Annotated in this window: 11 protein-coding genes and 1 pseudogene; 3 read left to right on the top strand and 9 right to left on the bottom strand. The window is 69.5% G+C overall.

The window, feature by feature from the left end:
• Positions 1-11: 11 nt before the first annotated feature.
• On the top strand, positions 12-3908 hold the full coding sequence (gene hrpA, locus I7X18_RS27115; protein WP_193045678.1) for an ATP-dependent RNA helicase HrpA: 3897 nt from the start codon (positions 12-14) through the stop codon (positions 3906-3908).
• On the opposite strand, the gene I7X18_RS27110 is transcribed toward hrpA, so the two are convergent.
• The 8 genes from I7X18_RS27110 to I7X18_RS27075 form a co-directional block, all read right to left on the bottom strand.
• Complete coding sequence (locus I7X18_RS27110; RefSeq protein WP_193045679.1) at positions 3898-4491, bottom strand: DUF308 domain-containing protein; 594 nt, start codon at positions 4489-4491, stop codon at positions 3898-3900. The two genes, hrpA and I7X18_RS27110, sit on opposite strands and share 11 nt — an antisense overlap.
• A 57-nt stretch (positions 4492-4548) precedes the next feature.
• Positions 4549-5133 carry a TetR/AcrR family transcriptional regulator gene (locus I7X18_RS27105; protein ID WP_193045680.1) on the bottom strand — a complete coding sequence of 195 codons (585 nt, stop codon included), beginning with the start codon at positions 5131-5133 and terminating at the stop codon, positions 4549-4551.
• 105 nt (positions 5134-5238) lie between these two features.
• The gene (locus tag I7X18_RS27100) at positions 5239-6180 is read right to left on the bottom strand and encodes an NAD(P)/FAD-dependent oxidoreductase (protein WP_193045681.1); all 942 of its coding nucleotides are present in this window, start codon (positions 6178-6180) and stop codon (positions 5239-5241) included.
• Between the two features lie 44 nt (positions 6181-6224).
• On the bottom strand, positions 6225-6854 hold the full coding sequence (gene upp, locus I7X18_RS27095) for a uracil phosphoribosyltransferase (RefSeq protein WP_193045682.1): 630 nt from the start codon (positions 6852-6854) through the stop codon (positions 6225-6227).
• Positions 6855-6872: 18 nt separating this feature from the next.
• The gene (locus tag I7X18_RS27090; protein WP_193045683.1) at positions 6873-8060 is read right to left on the bottom strand and encodes a URC4/urg3 family protein; all 1188 of its coding nucleotides are present in this window, start codon (positions 8058-8060) and stop codon (positions 6873-6875) included.
• Positions 8057-9328: a GTP cyclohydrolase II gene (locus tag I7X18_RS27085; protein WP_193045684.1), complete on the bottom strand. Its 1272-nt coding sequence runs from the start codon at positions 9326-9328 to the stop codon at positions 8057-8059. Before I7X18_RS27085 ends, I7X18_RS27090 begins: the two co-directional genes overlap by 4 nt.
• A 68-nt stretch (positions 9329-9396) precedes the next feature.
• Positions 9397-10566, bottom strand: a complete 1170-nt coding sequence (locus tag I7X18_RS27080; RefSeq protein ID WP_193045685.1) for an acyl-CoA dehydrogenase family protein — start codon at positions 10564-10566, stop codon at positions 9397-9399.
• Positions 10559-11761: an acyl-CoA dehydrogenase family protein gene (locus I7X18_RS27075; RefSeq protein ID WP_193045686.1), complete on the bottom strand. Its 1203-nt coding sequence runs from the start codon at positions 11759-11761 to the stop codon at positions 10559-10561. The genes I7X18_RS27080 and I7X18_RS27075 overlap by 8 nt, the downstream gene beginning before the upstream one ends.
• 103 nt (positions 11762-11864) lie before the next feature.
• Here I7X18_RS27075 and I7X18_RS27070 point away from each other — a divergent pair, with 103 nt between their 5' ends.
• A complete protein-coding gene (locus tag I7X18_RS27070) occupies positions 11865-12755 on the top strand; it encodes a DUF1295 domain-containing protein (protein ID WP_193045687.1) in 891 nt (296 codons plus the stop codon).
• A 53-nt stretch (positions 12756-12808) separates the two neighbouring features.
• Positions 12809-13870 (top strand): annotated as a pseudogene (locus I7X18_RS27065) (FAD-dependent oxidoreductase).
• Between the two features lie 40 nt (positions 13871-13910).
• Here I7X18_RS27065 and lipE read toward each other — a convergent pair.
• The gene (gene lipE, locus I7X18_RS27060; protein ID WP_193045688.1) at positions 13911-15176 is read right to left on the bottom strand and encodes a lipase LipE; all 1266 of its coding nucleotides are present in this window, start codon (positions 15174-15176) and stop codon (positions 13911-13913) included.
• Positions 15177-15180 lie beyond the last annotated feature (4 nt).

Below are 15180 nucleotides of genomic sequence, written 5' to 3'. Positions count from 1 at the left end.
TCCTGGCGCGAGTGTCCGAACCGTCCGTCCGCGAACTGCGCAACCGCCTGGACGGTCTGACCTACCGCGACGCCGCCCGCCTGGGCCGCCGCCTCAAACAGGCCAAGCCCGACAAGCTGGCGCAGATCGCCGAGCAGATCACCGCCGCTGAAGCGCTCGTCGCAACCCGCCTGGCGGCCGTCCCGGCGATCACCTATCCCGATCTACCGGTCAGCGAACGCCGCGACGACATCGCCAAGGCCATCGCCGAGAACCAGGTCGTCATCGTCGCCGGCGAGACCGGATCCGGTAAGACCACGCAGCTGCCGAAGATCTGCCTGGAACTGGGCCGCGGGATCCGCGGCACGATCGGCCACACCCAGCCGCGCCGCCTGGCCGCGCGCACCGTCGGACAGCGCATCGCCGACGAACTGGGCACCCCGCTCGGCGACGCCGTCGGCTACACCGTGCGGTTCACCGACCAGGCCTCCGACCGCACACTGGTCAAGCTGATGACCGACGGCATCCTGCTCGCCGAGATCCAGCGCGACCGCCGGTTACTGCGCTACGACACCCTCATCCTCGACGAGGCCCACGAGCGCAGCCTCAACATCGACTTCCTGCTCGGCTACCTGCGCGAACTGCTGCCGCGCCGGCCGGACCTCAAGGTCATCGTCACCTCGGCGACCATCGAGCCGGAGCGCTTCGCCGAGCACTTCGCCGGAGCGCCCATCGTCGAGGTGTCCGGCCGCACCTATCCCGTCGAGATCCGCTACCGGCCGCTGGAAGTGCCGGTGGTCGGCGACTCGACCGACGATCCCGACGACCCCGACCACGAGGTCGTCCGTACCGAACTACGCGACCCGACCGACGCCATCGTCGATGCGGTCCGCGAACTCGAGGCCGAGCCGCCCGGCGACGTCCTGGTGTTCCTCTCGGGGGAACGCGAGATCCGCGATACCGCCGAGGTGCTGCGCGGCGAGCTCGGCAGCAATACCGAGGTGCTGCCGCTCTACGCGCGCCTGCCGACGGCCGAACAACAGAAGGTCTTCTCGCCGGCTCGAACCGGGCGGCGCGTCGTGTTGGCCACCAACGTCGCCGAGACGTCGTTGACGGTGCCGGGCATCCGCTACGTCGTCGATCCGGGCACCGCGCGCATCTCCCGCTACAGCCGCCGCACCAAGGTGCAGCGGCTGCCGATCGAGCCGATCTCGCAGGCGTCGGCCGCCCAGCGCGCCGGCCGGTCGGGGCGCACCGCACCGGGTGTGTGCATCCGGCTGTACCCGGAGGAGGACTTCGCCGGACGGCCGCGCTACACCGATCCGGAGATCCTGCGCACCAACCTCGCCGCGGTCATCCTGCAGATGGCGGCACTCGGCCTCGGCGACATCGAGAACTTCCCGTTTCTGGATCCGCCGGAGAAGCGAAGCATCCGCGACGGGGTGGCGCTGCTGCAGGAACTCGGCGCGTTCGACCTGCAGGGTCAGCTCACCGACACCGGGCGCCGGCTGGCGCGTATCCCGCTCGATCCGCGCATCGGGCGGATGATCCTGCAGGCCGACACCGAGGGTTGTGTGCGCGAGGTGCTGGTGCTGGCCGCCGCGCTGTCCATCCCCGATCCGCGGGAGCGCCCCGTCGACCGCGAGGACGCCGCCCGCCAGAAGCACGCCCGGTTCGCCGACGAGCATTCCGACTTCGTCTCGTTCCTCAATCTGTGGCGGTATCTGGGCGAGCAGCGAAAAGAGCGGTCCGGCAGCTCTTTTCGCCGGATGTGTCGCGAGGAGTTCCTGCACTACCTGCGCATCCGGGAATGGCAGGACCTGGTCGGCCAGCTGCGCAGCATCGCCCGCGACCTGGGGATCCGCGAGTCCGACGAACCGGCCGAGCCGGCCAGCGTGCACGCCGCGCTGCTGGCGGGCCTGCTGTCGCACGTCGGATTGCGGGATGATTCAAAAGGACGCGACTCCAGAGAGTTTCAAGGTGCGCGCAACTCGCGGTTCGTGCTGGCGCCGGGTTCGGTGCTGACGAAACGCCCGCCGCGCTGGATCGTCGTCGCCGATCTCGTGGAGACGAGCCGGCTGTTCGGCCGCGTCGGGGCCCGCATCGACCCCGACACCGTCGAGCGGATCGCCGGTGATCTGGTGCAGCGCACGCACAGTGAACCGCACTGGGATGCCGAGCGGGGCGCGGTGATGGGGTTCGAGCGGGTCACGCTGTACGGGTTGCCGCTGGTGCCGCGCCGCAAGATCAATTACGCGCAGATCGACCCGGAGTTGGCGCGTGAACTGTTCATCCGCCATGCGTTGGTGGAGGGCGACTGGCAGACCAAGCACCACTTCTTCCGTGACAACGCGCGGCTGCGCGAGGAACTCGAGGAGGTCGAGGAGCGGGCCCGACGGCGGGACCTGCTGGTCGGCGACGAAGAGGTGTTCGCGTTCTACGCCGCCCGCATCCCCGAAACTGTCCTTTCGGCAAGGCATTTCGACGCGTGGTGGCGTAAGCAGCGGCACCGCACGCCCGATCTGTTGACGATGACCCGCGAGGATCTGCTTCGCGGGGACGGCGCCGACGAACTGCCCGACGAGTGGCAGGCGGGGGATCTGGCGCTGCCGTTGACCTACCGCTTCGAACCGGGCGCCGCCGATGACGGCATCACCGTGCACGTACCCGTCGAGGTGCTGGCCCGCCTGGGTGGTGACCAATTCGCCTGGCATGTACCGGCTTTGCGTGAGGAGCTGATCACGGCGCTGATCAAGTCGCTGCCCAAGGAGCTGCGGCGCAACTTCGTCCCGGCGCCCGACACCGCGCGAGCCGTGCTGCAGACCATGAATCCCGGGCAGGAGCCGCTGCTCGAGGCGCTGTCGCGGCAATTGCGGCAACGCAGCGGGGTGGTGGTGCCGATCGAGGCCTTCGACCTCGAGAAGATCCCGGCGCATCTACGGGTGACGTTCGCCGTCGAGCGGGACGGTGCGGAGGTGGCGCGGGGCAAGGACCTCGACACGCTGCAGGAGCAACTGGCCGCACCGGTGCGCGACGCCGTGGCCCGCGCGGTCGCAGACGGGCTGGAGCGGTCCGGATTACGCGGCTGGCCTGAGGATCTCGACGAGTTGCCGCGCACGGTCGAACGCACCTCCAAAGGGCACCGGGTGCGGGGTTACCCTGCGTTCGTCGACGCGGGCGGCGCCGTCGACGTGCGGGTCTTCGCCACGCCGGCCGAACAGCGCGCCGCGACGGGCCCGGGGATCCGGCGGCTGCTGCGGCTGGCGGCGCCGTCGCCGGTGAAGAACGTCGAACGGGCACTGGATACCCGCCGTCGGCTGGTCCTCGGTGCCAATCCCGACGGGTCGCTCACTGCGCTGCTCGAGGACTGTGCGGATGCGGCGGTGGATGCGCTCGTCCGCGAACCGGTCTGGACGCGCGGTGACTTCGACGCCCTACGGCAACGTGTGGCCGCGGCTCTGGTGCCGACCACCCTGGACATCGTCGGCCGGGTGGAGAAGGTGCTCGCCGCCGCGCAGCAGGCGCAGGTGGCCCTGCCCACTGCCCCGCCGGCCGCGCAGGCCGAGGCGATCGCCGACGTCCGCGCCCAACTCGCGGCGCTGCTGCCGCCGGGATTCGTCACCGCCACCGGCGTGGCGCACCTTGCCAACCTGACCCGCTACCTCACCGCGATCAGCCGTCGCCTCGAGCGGCTGCCGCACGCCGTCGGCGCCGACCGGGAGCGAATGGAGCGGGTGCACGCCGTGCAGGATGCGTACGACGAACTGCGGCAATCACTTTCGTCGAGCCGCGCGGCCGCTGAAGATGTCCGGGACATCGGGCGGATGATCGAGGAGCTGCGGGTGAGCCTGTGGGCGCAGCAGCTCGGCACCGCACGGCCCGTCAGCGAGCAGCGGATCTACCGGGCGATCGACGCGATCACGCCGTAGCCGAGGACATTCTGCGACGCCGCGCTGCGGACGCGGTCAGCCAGAGAGCGGAGACGAGGAAGTAGAAGGCGCCGAATGCGGCATAGGGCGCGATGTCCGCGATGGACGGGGCGGCGCCGCCGAATGCCTGCTTGAGGAACACCGCGCCGACGAGAGCCGACTGGGCACCGCTGAGGACCATCGCCCATTGTGCTCCGTAGGTCTTCCAGCGGCGGACGCCCACGGCGAGTTGCAGGAGGCCGGCCAGAGTCGCCCACACGCCGAACACGCCGATCACGGCGTGCATGCCGAACCCGAATGCTACCGCGACTCCCGCGGTGGTCACCCCACTGACGATCGCATTGACCGCCTGGATCGGGTTGCGCGTCAGTCCGCCGTTGTGTTGTGCGTCAATGACATTGGCGACAGCGTCCCAGGCGGGGTAGACGATCAGCAGGACAGCCCCGATGGCGACGTGACTCGTGCCGAACATGAAGGCCGCGGCAACCCAGAGACCCGAAACCGCGGCGCGCAGAAGGTAGTACGAGTGCAGCCACTGCCGGACCTCGGCGGGAGTGGGCACGGTGAGAGTAGTTCCGGTCATGACGGTTCCATTTCTGAGGGGAGGGACGTACTGCATCGCGCTTCATCGCGCGGTGGATCAACGGTCGGCGGTGAGCCGAGCGAGAAGGGGGCGCGTGATCATGCCGAACGCCGTTGGATCGCCGTAGGCGCGGGCGGCCAGCATTGCGCCGTGCACGGTCGCCATGAACGTCTCTGCCTCGACCCGGGCGTCGGCGGACAGGACCATGGCGCCGCTCTTCGCCCCGCGGTCCAACAACGACGTCAGCCAGTCCGACAGGCTGCGGAAGTAGGACTGCAGTTCCTGTGCGATCTGCGGAGGCAGAACCGGGAGCTGGCTCGCCAGCAGGGCGCACACGCAATAGCTGGCAGTCGGGTCGCCGATGCAGCTCTCCCAGTAACCGATGTATCCGCTGAGCTGGTCGACCGGATTCGCCGACTGGCGCTCGAACTCGGCGATGCCGGCGTCGACCTCCTGGCGATACTGCTGCAGCAGGGTGCGGACGAGGTCGACCTTGGTGGGGAAGTGGTGATGGATGCTCGCCTTGCGAATACCCACCACCGCGGCGATGTCGGCGTAGCTGAAGCCGTTGTATCCACCGACGATGATCAGGGTTCGCGCGCAGCGGAGGATCTCTTGCGACGTGTCGGTAGCGGCAGGCATAGCGCCACTCTACCTACTAGTAGGTAGGTGTCAATAGGGACGCGTCGAGACAGCGCTCCCGGTCGTCAATCGGCGCTGCTCACGACCGGGAATGCTGTTTCGCGCTCAGTCCTCGTCGGGTGGGTACGGCATGCCGAACTGCTCCGAGAGCAGGCTCTGGGCGATGATCATCGCGGCCTGCGCGCCCGCGGCGATCGCTCCGGCGACATAGGGCTGCTCGGTGCACACGTCGCCCGCGGCGAACACCGTCGAGGCCGAAGTGCGGTGCAGCGCGTCGATGCCGATCGTGTCCACCGCTAGGGGCCCCGGCGTACACGAGGCGCCCAATTGTTCTGCCAGCTTCGACCGCTGCCGCAGCGGCGCCTCCACCAGCAAACCGTCGCGTTCCAGCCGGGTTCCGTCCGCGAAGGCCACGGCGGTCAGCTGACCGTCGGTGCCCTCCAACTCGGTGATCCGGCGATCGTCGATGGTCACCCCGGCAGCCTTCAACTGCTCCAGACCCTTGCCGTCGAGTTCCGGATGGCCGTCGCTCAGCAGCACCACGTCGTCGCTCCACCCGCGCAGCATGAGCGCTGCGTGGATCGCCTCGTCACCGGTCGCCAGCGCGGCCAGCCGCTTGTCACGCATCTCCCAGCCGTGGCAGAACGGGCACTGGAACACCGTTTTCCCCCACAGCGGCTGCAAGCCCGGCAGGTCCGGGGGGCAGTACTGCATACCGGTCGCCAGCAGCACCCGGCGGGTGGTGACCTGGTCACCGCTGTCGAGGTCCAGGACGTAGCCGTCGTCCTGCGGAGCGCCCCGCACCACCGTGCCTTCTCGATACTCGACCGTGGGATACGCCTTGAGCTCGCGGCGCCCAGTTTCGTAGAGCTCGGCGGGAGGACGCTGGTCGAACCCGAGCAAACCGCCGATGCCGTGAGAGAACCTGTTGCTCTGTTCGCCGGCGTCGATCAGCAGGGTGCGCCGCCGCGCCCGCCCCAGGACCAATGTGGCGCTCAATCCCGCGGCGCCACCACCGACGACGACGCATTCCCATTCGTGTGTCATTGTGTCGACCGATTCCCGGGCGGCGGGTTGATCAAACAAAACCGCTACTTGGTGCCGAAGATCCGGTCGCCCGCATCGCCGAGCCCCGGCACGATGTAGCCGTGCTCGTCGAGCTGGCGGTCGACGGCCGCCGTGTAGATCGGCACGTCCGGGTGGGCTTCCTGCATTGCGGCGATGCCCTCGGGACAGGTGAGCAGGCAGACGAACTTGATCGACTTGGGTCCGCATTCCTTGAGCCGGTCCACAGCCGCGACCGCCGAGTGGCCGGTGGCCAGCATCGGGTCCACCACGACGACGTCGCGCTCCTCCAGGCCGGTCGGCATCTTGAAGTAGTACTCCACCGCGACGAGCGTCTTCGGATCACGGTAGAGCCCGATGTGGCCGACGCGGGCTCCGGGCACCACGGCCAGCATGCCGTCGAGGATGCCGGTGCCCGCACGCAGGATCGACACGAACACGAGCTTCTTCCCGTCGATGACCCTGCCGACCGTGGTCTCCAGCGGCGTCTCCACCTCGAACTCCTGGGTCGGGATGTCGCGCAGCACCTCGTAAGCCATCAGCGCGGAGATCTCGTGGAGCAGTTGGCGGAAGTTGTGCGTCGAGGCGTCCTTGCGGCGCAGGAGCGTCAGCTTGTGCGCCACCAGGGGGTGGTCGACGAGGTGGAGTTCACCCATGTCTACTCCTGTTCTTCGTCAGAAGACGGTGCCGTCGCTGGCGATGCTCAGCGGCGGCAACCCGCCCCGGGTCTGCTGGGCCAATGCGCGACCCGCGGCCCACGTCCCGCCTTCCAGGACGCAGGCCAGCGGCATCTCGGCGCCGAGTCGCGTGCACACCAGCGGGGCGAGCTCGTCGAGTAACGCCACGGTCAGCGCCCGCCACTCGACCACGAGTTCGTCACCGACCTGCCATGTGCGGTCGGCGAATTCGGGTGCGCGCAGTCGAAGCACACCGGTGTCGAGCAGCAACCCGCCGTTGCGGTACTCGGGCAGGCCGGTGAGCGCGTCGACACCGGCCACCTCCACCCCCGCCCATTCGAACGGCTCGAGCAGCGAGTACGTCAGCCACTGCGAGAGTTTGTGGAACGGCACCCACCCGTCGGTGAGACCGTCACCGACCACCGCCGCATGTCGCCAGCAGTCACCCAGCGGATGACCGTCGATCTCGTTGCCGCTCAGCCAAATCGGTGACAGCGTGTCGAGCAGCACCGCGAGGATGTCGTGGGCGTGTACCGCCTGCGCCGATGCGGTGAGCGCATCGAACAGCCCGCCCGGCCGACCGCCGAACACCTGCGCGGTCAATGCGCCGCTGAGGCGGTGCAGCAGTTCCACCCGGCCGTCGAGCCCCACCAGCGGGTTGTCGGCGGCGACCTGGAACGCCGCGCCCAACCGGTCGGCGGTCAACGCCTGCAGGCCGGCGGCGTCGACACGCAGCGGATCACCCGGATCCGACGAGAACACCCCGTCGGCGAACGCGTGCCAACTCGCGACGGCCAGACCTTCCGAGCGCGAAAACCGTTGACCCGTCGAGTCTTCCCGATAGCTCCAGTCCGCGCCGGCGCCAGCGTCGAGCAGCACGCTGACCACCGCGAGGTCGATCATCGCCTGGGGGCTTGTCTGAAGCCCGGCGGCACGGTCCACCCCGCCGGCCTCGAAATGCCGCCACCGGCTGTGGAACGGGATCTCGAGGTCCGGATACCGGGTGCGGGTCAGGTCGGCGACGACGCCCGCCGCCGCGTCGAGGGCGTCGTCGCAGACGGTGAACCATGCCGACTCGCCCGCCCTGGCGCGCCGCAGCAGTCGCCCGGCGCGGTCGCGGACGGCGTCGGTGGAGCGCAGCGCGGTAGCCGCACCTTCGGCGGTGTCGACGAGGGCTTGCGTCATCGCTGCAGTCCGCGGCCCTTGACCTGCTTGAGCTGCTCGGCGTCGGGCACCGGCCCCGGCGTGAAGTACCCGGCCGCCATCTTCGCGTCGATCTCCACGCGCGCGTCGGGTGGCACCAGTTCGTCGGGGATGTTGACCCGTTGTCCCACTTCGATTCCCGAGCCGGTGATCGCGTCGTACTTCATGTTGCTCATCGACACCAGCCGGTGGATCTTGCGGATCCCGAACCAGTGCAGCACGTCGGGCATCAGTTCCTGGAACCGCATGTCCTGGACGCCGGCCACGCATTCCGTGCGGGCGAAGTACTGGTCGGCGGTGTCGCCGCCGACCTGACGCTTACGGGCGTTGTACACCAGGAACTTCGTCACCTCGCCCAATGCGCGACCCTCTTTGCGGGAGTAGGCGACCAATCCGACGCCGCCGTTCTGCGCTCCACGGATGCATTCCTCGATCGCGTGGGTGAGATAGGGCCTGCACGTGCAGATGTCGGACCCGAACACATCCGAACCGTTGCACTCGTCGTGCACCCGGGCGGTCAGCTCGACCGACGGATCGGCGAGATCGCCTGCGCTGCCGAAGATGTAGACGGTCTGACCGCCGATCGGCGGCAGGAACACCTCGAGGTCGGAACGGGTCACCAGCTCCGGATACATCCCGCCGGTCTCCTCGAACAGCACGCGACGCAGATCGGTTTCGCTGCACCCGAACCGCTGTGCCACCCCCGGCAGCCACCAGACGGGTTCCACGGCCGCCTTGGTCACCAGCGCCGCTCCGCTGCCCAGCAGGAAGCGCCCGTCGGGAACCAGCCGCCCCTTGGCGATCGCGTCGGTGATCTCGGGCAGGATCACGTGCGCCTTGGTGATCGCGATCGTTGGTCGGATGTCTAGGCCGGCAGCCAGTTCCGTGGTGAACACCTCGGCGATGCCGGCGCCCCACGGGTCCATGCTGACGATCGCGGCGGGATCGCTCCACTGCGGGTACGGGCCAACGGTGTCGGTGGGGGAGGTGTCGGTGAGGTCGGCGCGGTGCTCACGCTTGAGCGCACCCGCCGCGACGGCCAATGCCCGGTAGACGCTGTACGACCCGCTGTGGGTGCCGATGACGTTGCGGTGCGCGCGGTTGGCGGTGGTGCCCACCACCGGACCGCGTTCTGCCGCGGTGGACGCGCCCCAACGGATCACCGGCGTGCCGATGCTGCCGCTGTGCGACGTCAGCCGGATGTGACCACTCCCGGGTCTGGCCGCGGCCGCACCGGGATCAGCCGACATGGTCACACCTCCAAGTGTGGGAAAGGCGCCAGCTTAGCGACTTCGGGGCGTTCGCGCCGGGTGTCCGCTCAGCCGGGGAAGCCGGCTGCCACCTTGGGAACCCGCTCGGGCGACGCGGTGTCGAGCACCAGGTCGGCGACCCGTGCCCGGTGCTCCTCGGCGGTGCCCAGCAGCGCCGCGTCGGTGGTGGCCCGTTTGAAGTAGAGGTGCGCCTGGTGTTCCCAGGTGAAGCCGATGCCGCCCAGCACCTGGATGGTGTCGACGGCGATGCGGCTGAGCGCGGCCGAGCACACCGCCTGCGCGATCGCCGTGGCGAGTTCGGCGTCGTCGGAGCCGTCGCTCAGCGCCCACACCGCGTGATACGCCGTCGACCGGGCGTGTTCGGCGTCGACCAGCATGTCAGCCAGCCGGTGTTTGACGGCCTGGAACGATCCGATGGGACGGCCGAACTGCAGACGGGACTTCGCATAGTCGACGGCGAGGTCGAGCAGATGCTGTGCCGCGCCCACCTGTTCGACGGCCAGCAGCGCCGAACCCACGTGCAGCGCATGTGAAATCACCCGGCCTGCCTCCTCGGGCCCCGCGATCAGCGTCGCGGGCGCACCCGAGAGGGTGACGGCGGCCTGCGGGCGGGTCAGGTCGAGGGTGACCAGGGGTGTGCGCTCCACCCCCGAGGCGGTGGCGTCGACGGCGTACAGGCCGACCCCGTTGTCGCCGGTGGCCGCGACCAGCAGGACGTCAGCCGCGCCGGCGTCCACCACGGGCCCCAGCTCACCGGTCAGCGCGTCCCCATCGGCCGTGACGCGGTCCGCGCTCGGCGCGAAGGCCGCGGTGCGGGTCCCCTCGACGAGGTCGGCCAGCAGACCGTCACGCGCCGGTCCGGACGCCGCGGCGACCAGGGCCGGCACCGCGAGGTACACCGTCCCGAACAGCGGTCCGCACACCAGGGACGCACCGAACTCCTCGACAGCGACGGCCTGGTCGACGAGACTGCCGCCGACACCGCCGTCGTCCTCGGGTACCGACAGCCCGAGCACCCCGAGTTCGGTGCCGAGTCGGCCCCACAATGCGGGGTCGTACGGCGGGTCGGATTCCATGAGCGTGCGGACGGTCTGCTCGCCGAAGTGTTCGGCGCAGAACCGGCGCACCGCATCGCGCAGTTGTCGCTGCTCATCGGAGAACACGAACTCCTGGGAATCAGCCACATGTTCGGGCTGATCCGCAAGCTCCTCAGCCACGCGGAATCTCCTTCCACGGCATGCCCGCGTCGGCACGCAGGTCGCCCGGCAGGCCGAGCACCCGTTCACCCAGGATGTTGCGCATCACGTCGGAGGTACCGCCTTCGATGGTGTTGGCACGGCTGCGCAGGAACCGCTGCTGGATCGGGCCGCGCCAGTCGCTGGTGTCACCGCTGTCCATCCCGTAGCCGTGGTAAAGCAATCCCTCCGGCCCGAGAAAGTCCATGCACCACTGGTAGATCCGTTGATTGAGTTCGGCGCCGACCAGCTTGCCGATCGAGCCCTCGGGGCCGGGTCCACCCACCGTCGCCGAGGCCCGGGACCGCTCCGAGGTCATCCGCTGCGCCTCGGCGCGCAGCCACAGTTCGGACAACCGGTCGCGCAACACCGGGGTCTGCCGCTCGGGACGCGACGCCCACAGCCCGACGGCGTCGGCGATGGTGCCGGCGCCGCGCCGGCTGCCGCTGGCACCGAGCGCACTGCGCTCGTTCATCAACGTCGTCATCGCGACCCGCCAACCGTCACCGACCGCGCCGAGCCGGTGCGCGTCGGGGATGTGGACGTCGGTGAAGTACACCTCGTTGAACTCCGCGTGGCCGGTCAGCTGGCGCAGCGGCCGGGTCTCCACGCCGGGGGCGTGCATGTCGACGACGAAATACGTCAGGCCCTTGTGCTTGGGCACGTCGGGATCGGTGCGGGCGAGCAGCAGACCCCACCGGGCCCGGTGCGCCAGGCTGGTCCACACCTTCTGTCCGTTGATGACCCAGTCCGCGCCTTCTCCGGAACCGTCGGGTACCGCCGAGGTCGCCAGCCCCGCCAGATCGGACCCCGCCCCGGGTTCGGAGAACAGCTGACACCAGATGTGTTCGGTGGTGGCCAGCGGCCGCAGCCAGGACCGCTTGAGATCGTCGTCCCGGGCGTGCTCACGGATGGTCGGGGCCGCCATGCCATAGCCCATCGGGTTGAGCCCCAGCGGGACCGGCCCGCCCGCGCCCTGCAGGATGCCGTCGGCCACCGCCTGCAAACCGCGCGACACCCCCAACCCGCCCAGACCCTCCGGGAAGTGCACCCAGGCCAGTCCGGCGTCGTAGCAGGCACCGAGCAATTCCTGGACGGGCACGGTCTTCGGATCGTGTTCGGCCACGACGCGGCTGGCGAGATCGGCGACTCGATCGGTATCGGCGGCGGTGCTCACCTCACCCACGATAAGCCCGCCGGCGGCCGGACTGGAACGTGTTACTGTGCGACCCGCTGTGGCCCACGTCACTCATCGCGGGGCCATCCCAGGAGGCGCCGCTGTGGCTGCACACCGGAGCAAGGCTGCGTCGCTGGCGATCATCGCCGCGGCGTATGTCGTCGCACTGGCCGCCGCGGCGGCCTGGCTGATGTGGGGGCCCGACACCGGGCGGCTGTGGCTCGACACCCTGATCGCCGACGTGGTGGGCACCGTGGTGGTGTTCGCGTTCAGCCGCGCCTACCGCAACTCCAGCTTCTACGACGCCTATTGGAGCGTCGTCCCGCCGCTGCTGTTCTTCTACTGGTGGAGCCAGAGCCCGGACCCCGACACGGTGCGCTGCGTGCTGATCGCCGTGGCGGTCGGGTACTGGGCGGTGCGGCTCACCGGTAACTGGTTGTATGCGTTTCCCGGTCTGCACCACGAGGATTGGCGTTACCCGATGTTCCGGGAGCGCGCAGGACGCTGGGAGTTCGTCGTCGACCTGATCGCCATCCACCTGATCCCGACCCTGCAGGTGTTCGTGGCGATGCTGCCGGTCTACGTCGCGGTGACGACGCCGGGTGAGGGCTGGAGATGGCTCACCGCAACGGCTTTCGTGGTTGCGGTCGCGGCGGTGACATTGGAGTTGACCGCCGATGTGCAGATGCACCGATTCGTCGTCGGCCGCAGGTCCGGTGAGGTGATGGACCGCGGGCTGTGGGCGTGGTCGCGGCATCCGAACTACTTCGGCGAGTGCGGATTCTGGGTGGCCCTCGGGTTGTTCGGGGTGGCCGCGTCGCCGGGGAATGCCTGGTGGCTGTTCGCCGGCGCGCTGGCGATGCTCGCGATGTTCCTCGGGGCGAGCATCCCGATGATGGAGGACCGCAGCCTAAAGCGGCGGCCGGGCTACCAGGACGTGATCGACCGGGTGTCACGGTTCGTGCCACGACCCCCGCACAAGGCGCGGGTGTGAGCCGCCCGCACATCGTTGTCGCCGGTCTCGGCGACAGTGGTGTGCTGACCGCGATGCGGCTGGCCCGCGACTTCGACGTGGTCGGTATCTCCGCGCGGCCGGGCCTGGTCAGCGGGCAGGAGCTCGGCGTACGCCTGGCCCGCCCCGACGACTGGGCGCGCGACTACTGGATTGCGTTCGAGCGGTTCCGCGCCCTCGACCGGGTGCGCACCGTCCACGCCACACTGACCGGGCTGGACCTCGCGGGCCGGAAAGTTTTCGGGCAGTGCGCCGACGGGTCGGCGGCGGTCGAGGATTTCGACGCGCTGGTGATCGCCACCGGAGTGCGCAACGGCTTCTGGCGCAGGCCCGGTTACCGGTCGGCTGACGAGGTCGCCGCCCAACTGCGCGCCGACCATGAACGGCTGGCGGCTGCGCGGTCGGTGCTCGTCGTGGGCGGCGGTGCGGCGGCGGTCAGCAGCGCCGCCAATCTGGCCCTCACCTGGCCCGGCACCCGCGTCGAACTCTGCTTCCCCGGACCGCGGCCGCTGCCTCATCACCATCCCCGGGTGTGGGCCAGGATCGCGCGGCGACTCGACAGGCTCGGCGTGGTGCTGCGGGCGGGTCACCGCGCCGTCGTCCCGGACGGATTCGCGTGCGACCACATCACCGGCGAACCGGTCGAGTGGAGCACCGGACAACCGGCTTCGACGGCGGATGCGGTGCTTGTGGGCGATCGGGCGGGTCCGGCCCAACACCGAGTGGCTGCCCACCGAACTGCTCGACGCCGACGGATTCGTCCATGTCACGCCGCAGTTGAAAGTGCCTGAACGACAACGGATCTATGCGATCGGCGACGTCGCCGCCACAGATCCGCTGCGGAGCAGCGCGCGCAACCGCGCGGACACACTGCTCGCCCGGAACATCCGCTCGGATTTCGCCGGGCGCCCACTGCGCGCAACCGCGCGCCCACCCGGCGGTGGGGATCGGTGCTCGGCGGCCAGTCGGACGGCCTCGAGGTCTTCGCCACCAACGGCACGGCGTTCCGCTTCCCCGCGTGGTCGGTCGACCGGGTACTGCAACCGTGGATCGTGCGGCGCGGCATCTACCGGGGCGTGCGTCCCGCGGGGTCGTGAGCGTTACGTCACCGGTGTGCAGCGCCACCGCTTCGCGGCATCAGCCGGGTATCTCGCTGTGGTCTGGAGGAAATTCGACGTTGATGCGGTCGAGCAGGGCCGGGTACCTGTTGGCCTCACGGTGCCGCCCGGGCTTCCCACTGCTGACCACACCCGCCGCCAGACCACGCGCCGGATCGGCCCAGACGGCGATGTCCACGAGTCCGGTGTGGCCGAATGCCTCGGGGGCGTCGCGGCCGAACGGTCCGAATCGCTTGGAGCCCAGCATGTATCCGGTGCCCCAGCGCAAGGGCATCAGCCCGGTCGCGAGGTCCGGACGCAGGCGGCGGCACTCCCGGGTGGCCTGCAGCAGTGTGTCCGGTGCCAGCACCCGGACACCGTCGAGTTCGCCACCGCGGCGCAGCATTTCGGCGAACCGGGACAATTCCTGCGCGGTCGAGACCGTGCTCGACGACGGCACCACCCCGGTGAGGAACAGGGGTGTGTTGGTGAACGGGATGATCTGGTGCAGTGTGCCGCCGACGGCGGTGCGGAATGCCGCGGCGATAGGCGCGGGCAGCGGTTTGCCGGTGGCGTGGCTGGGCGCGACGAGCGGGACATCGCCTTCGGCGACACCGTAATTGGTCCAGCGGAAGCCGAGCGGCTCGAGGATCTCGGTGGCCAGGACGTCGCGGATGCCGCGGCCTGTCGCCGCGGACACGATCTCGCGCACCAGCGGTCCCCACGTCAGCGCGTGATAGATGTGCACCAGCCCGGGCCGGTAGAGCGGACGCAGGTCGCCGAGCATCTCGCGGGCGTACTCGCTGTCGTTCATGCGCTTGAGGTTCGGCCGCTCACCGGTGGGAAACGGGACCCCGGCGCTGTGGGTCATGACATGGCGGATCGTGGTGCGGTACTTGCCGTGGCTGGTGTAGTTCGGCAGGTATTCGCAGACCCGGTCGTCAAGCGAGAAATGACCGCGTTCGGCCAGCATGTGCACGACGGTCGTGGTGATCGCCTTGGCGGCGCTGTATACACAGAACGGAGTGTCCGGCGTGACCGGGATCTTCTCCGCGTCGGCGGGGTCGTCGGGACCGTTACCCCACCCGTGCCCGATCGCGCGGTTGAGGATGATCCGACCGTGGTGGCGCAGGCAGACCTGGATCGCCGGGTGCATCCCGGCGAAGTACCAGTGCCGTGCCGCCTGCCAGATCCGATCCACCGCCGCGGGGTCCACCGCGCTGTGGTCTTCCGCCCCGACGGTGGTGACCGCATCGAGGTCGGCCGGCACCCTGATTCGGCCGTCTGGCTTCACGGCGCTCGTCATGAGT

Origin of the sequence: Mycolicibacterium baixiangningiae (assembly GCF_016313185.1) — a bacterium.
GTDB lineage: Bacteria > Actinomycetota > Actinomycetes > Mycobacteriales > Mycobacteriaceae > Mycobacterium > Mycobacterium baixiangningiae.
Note: the sequence above shows the minus strand (reverse complement) of the source record. Positions and strands in the feature narration are given on the sequence as shown.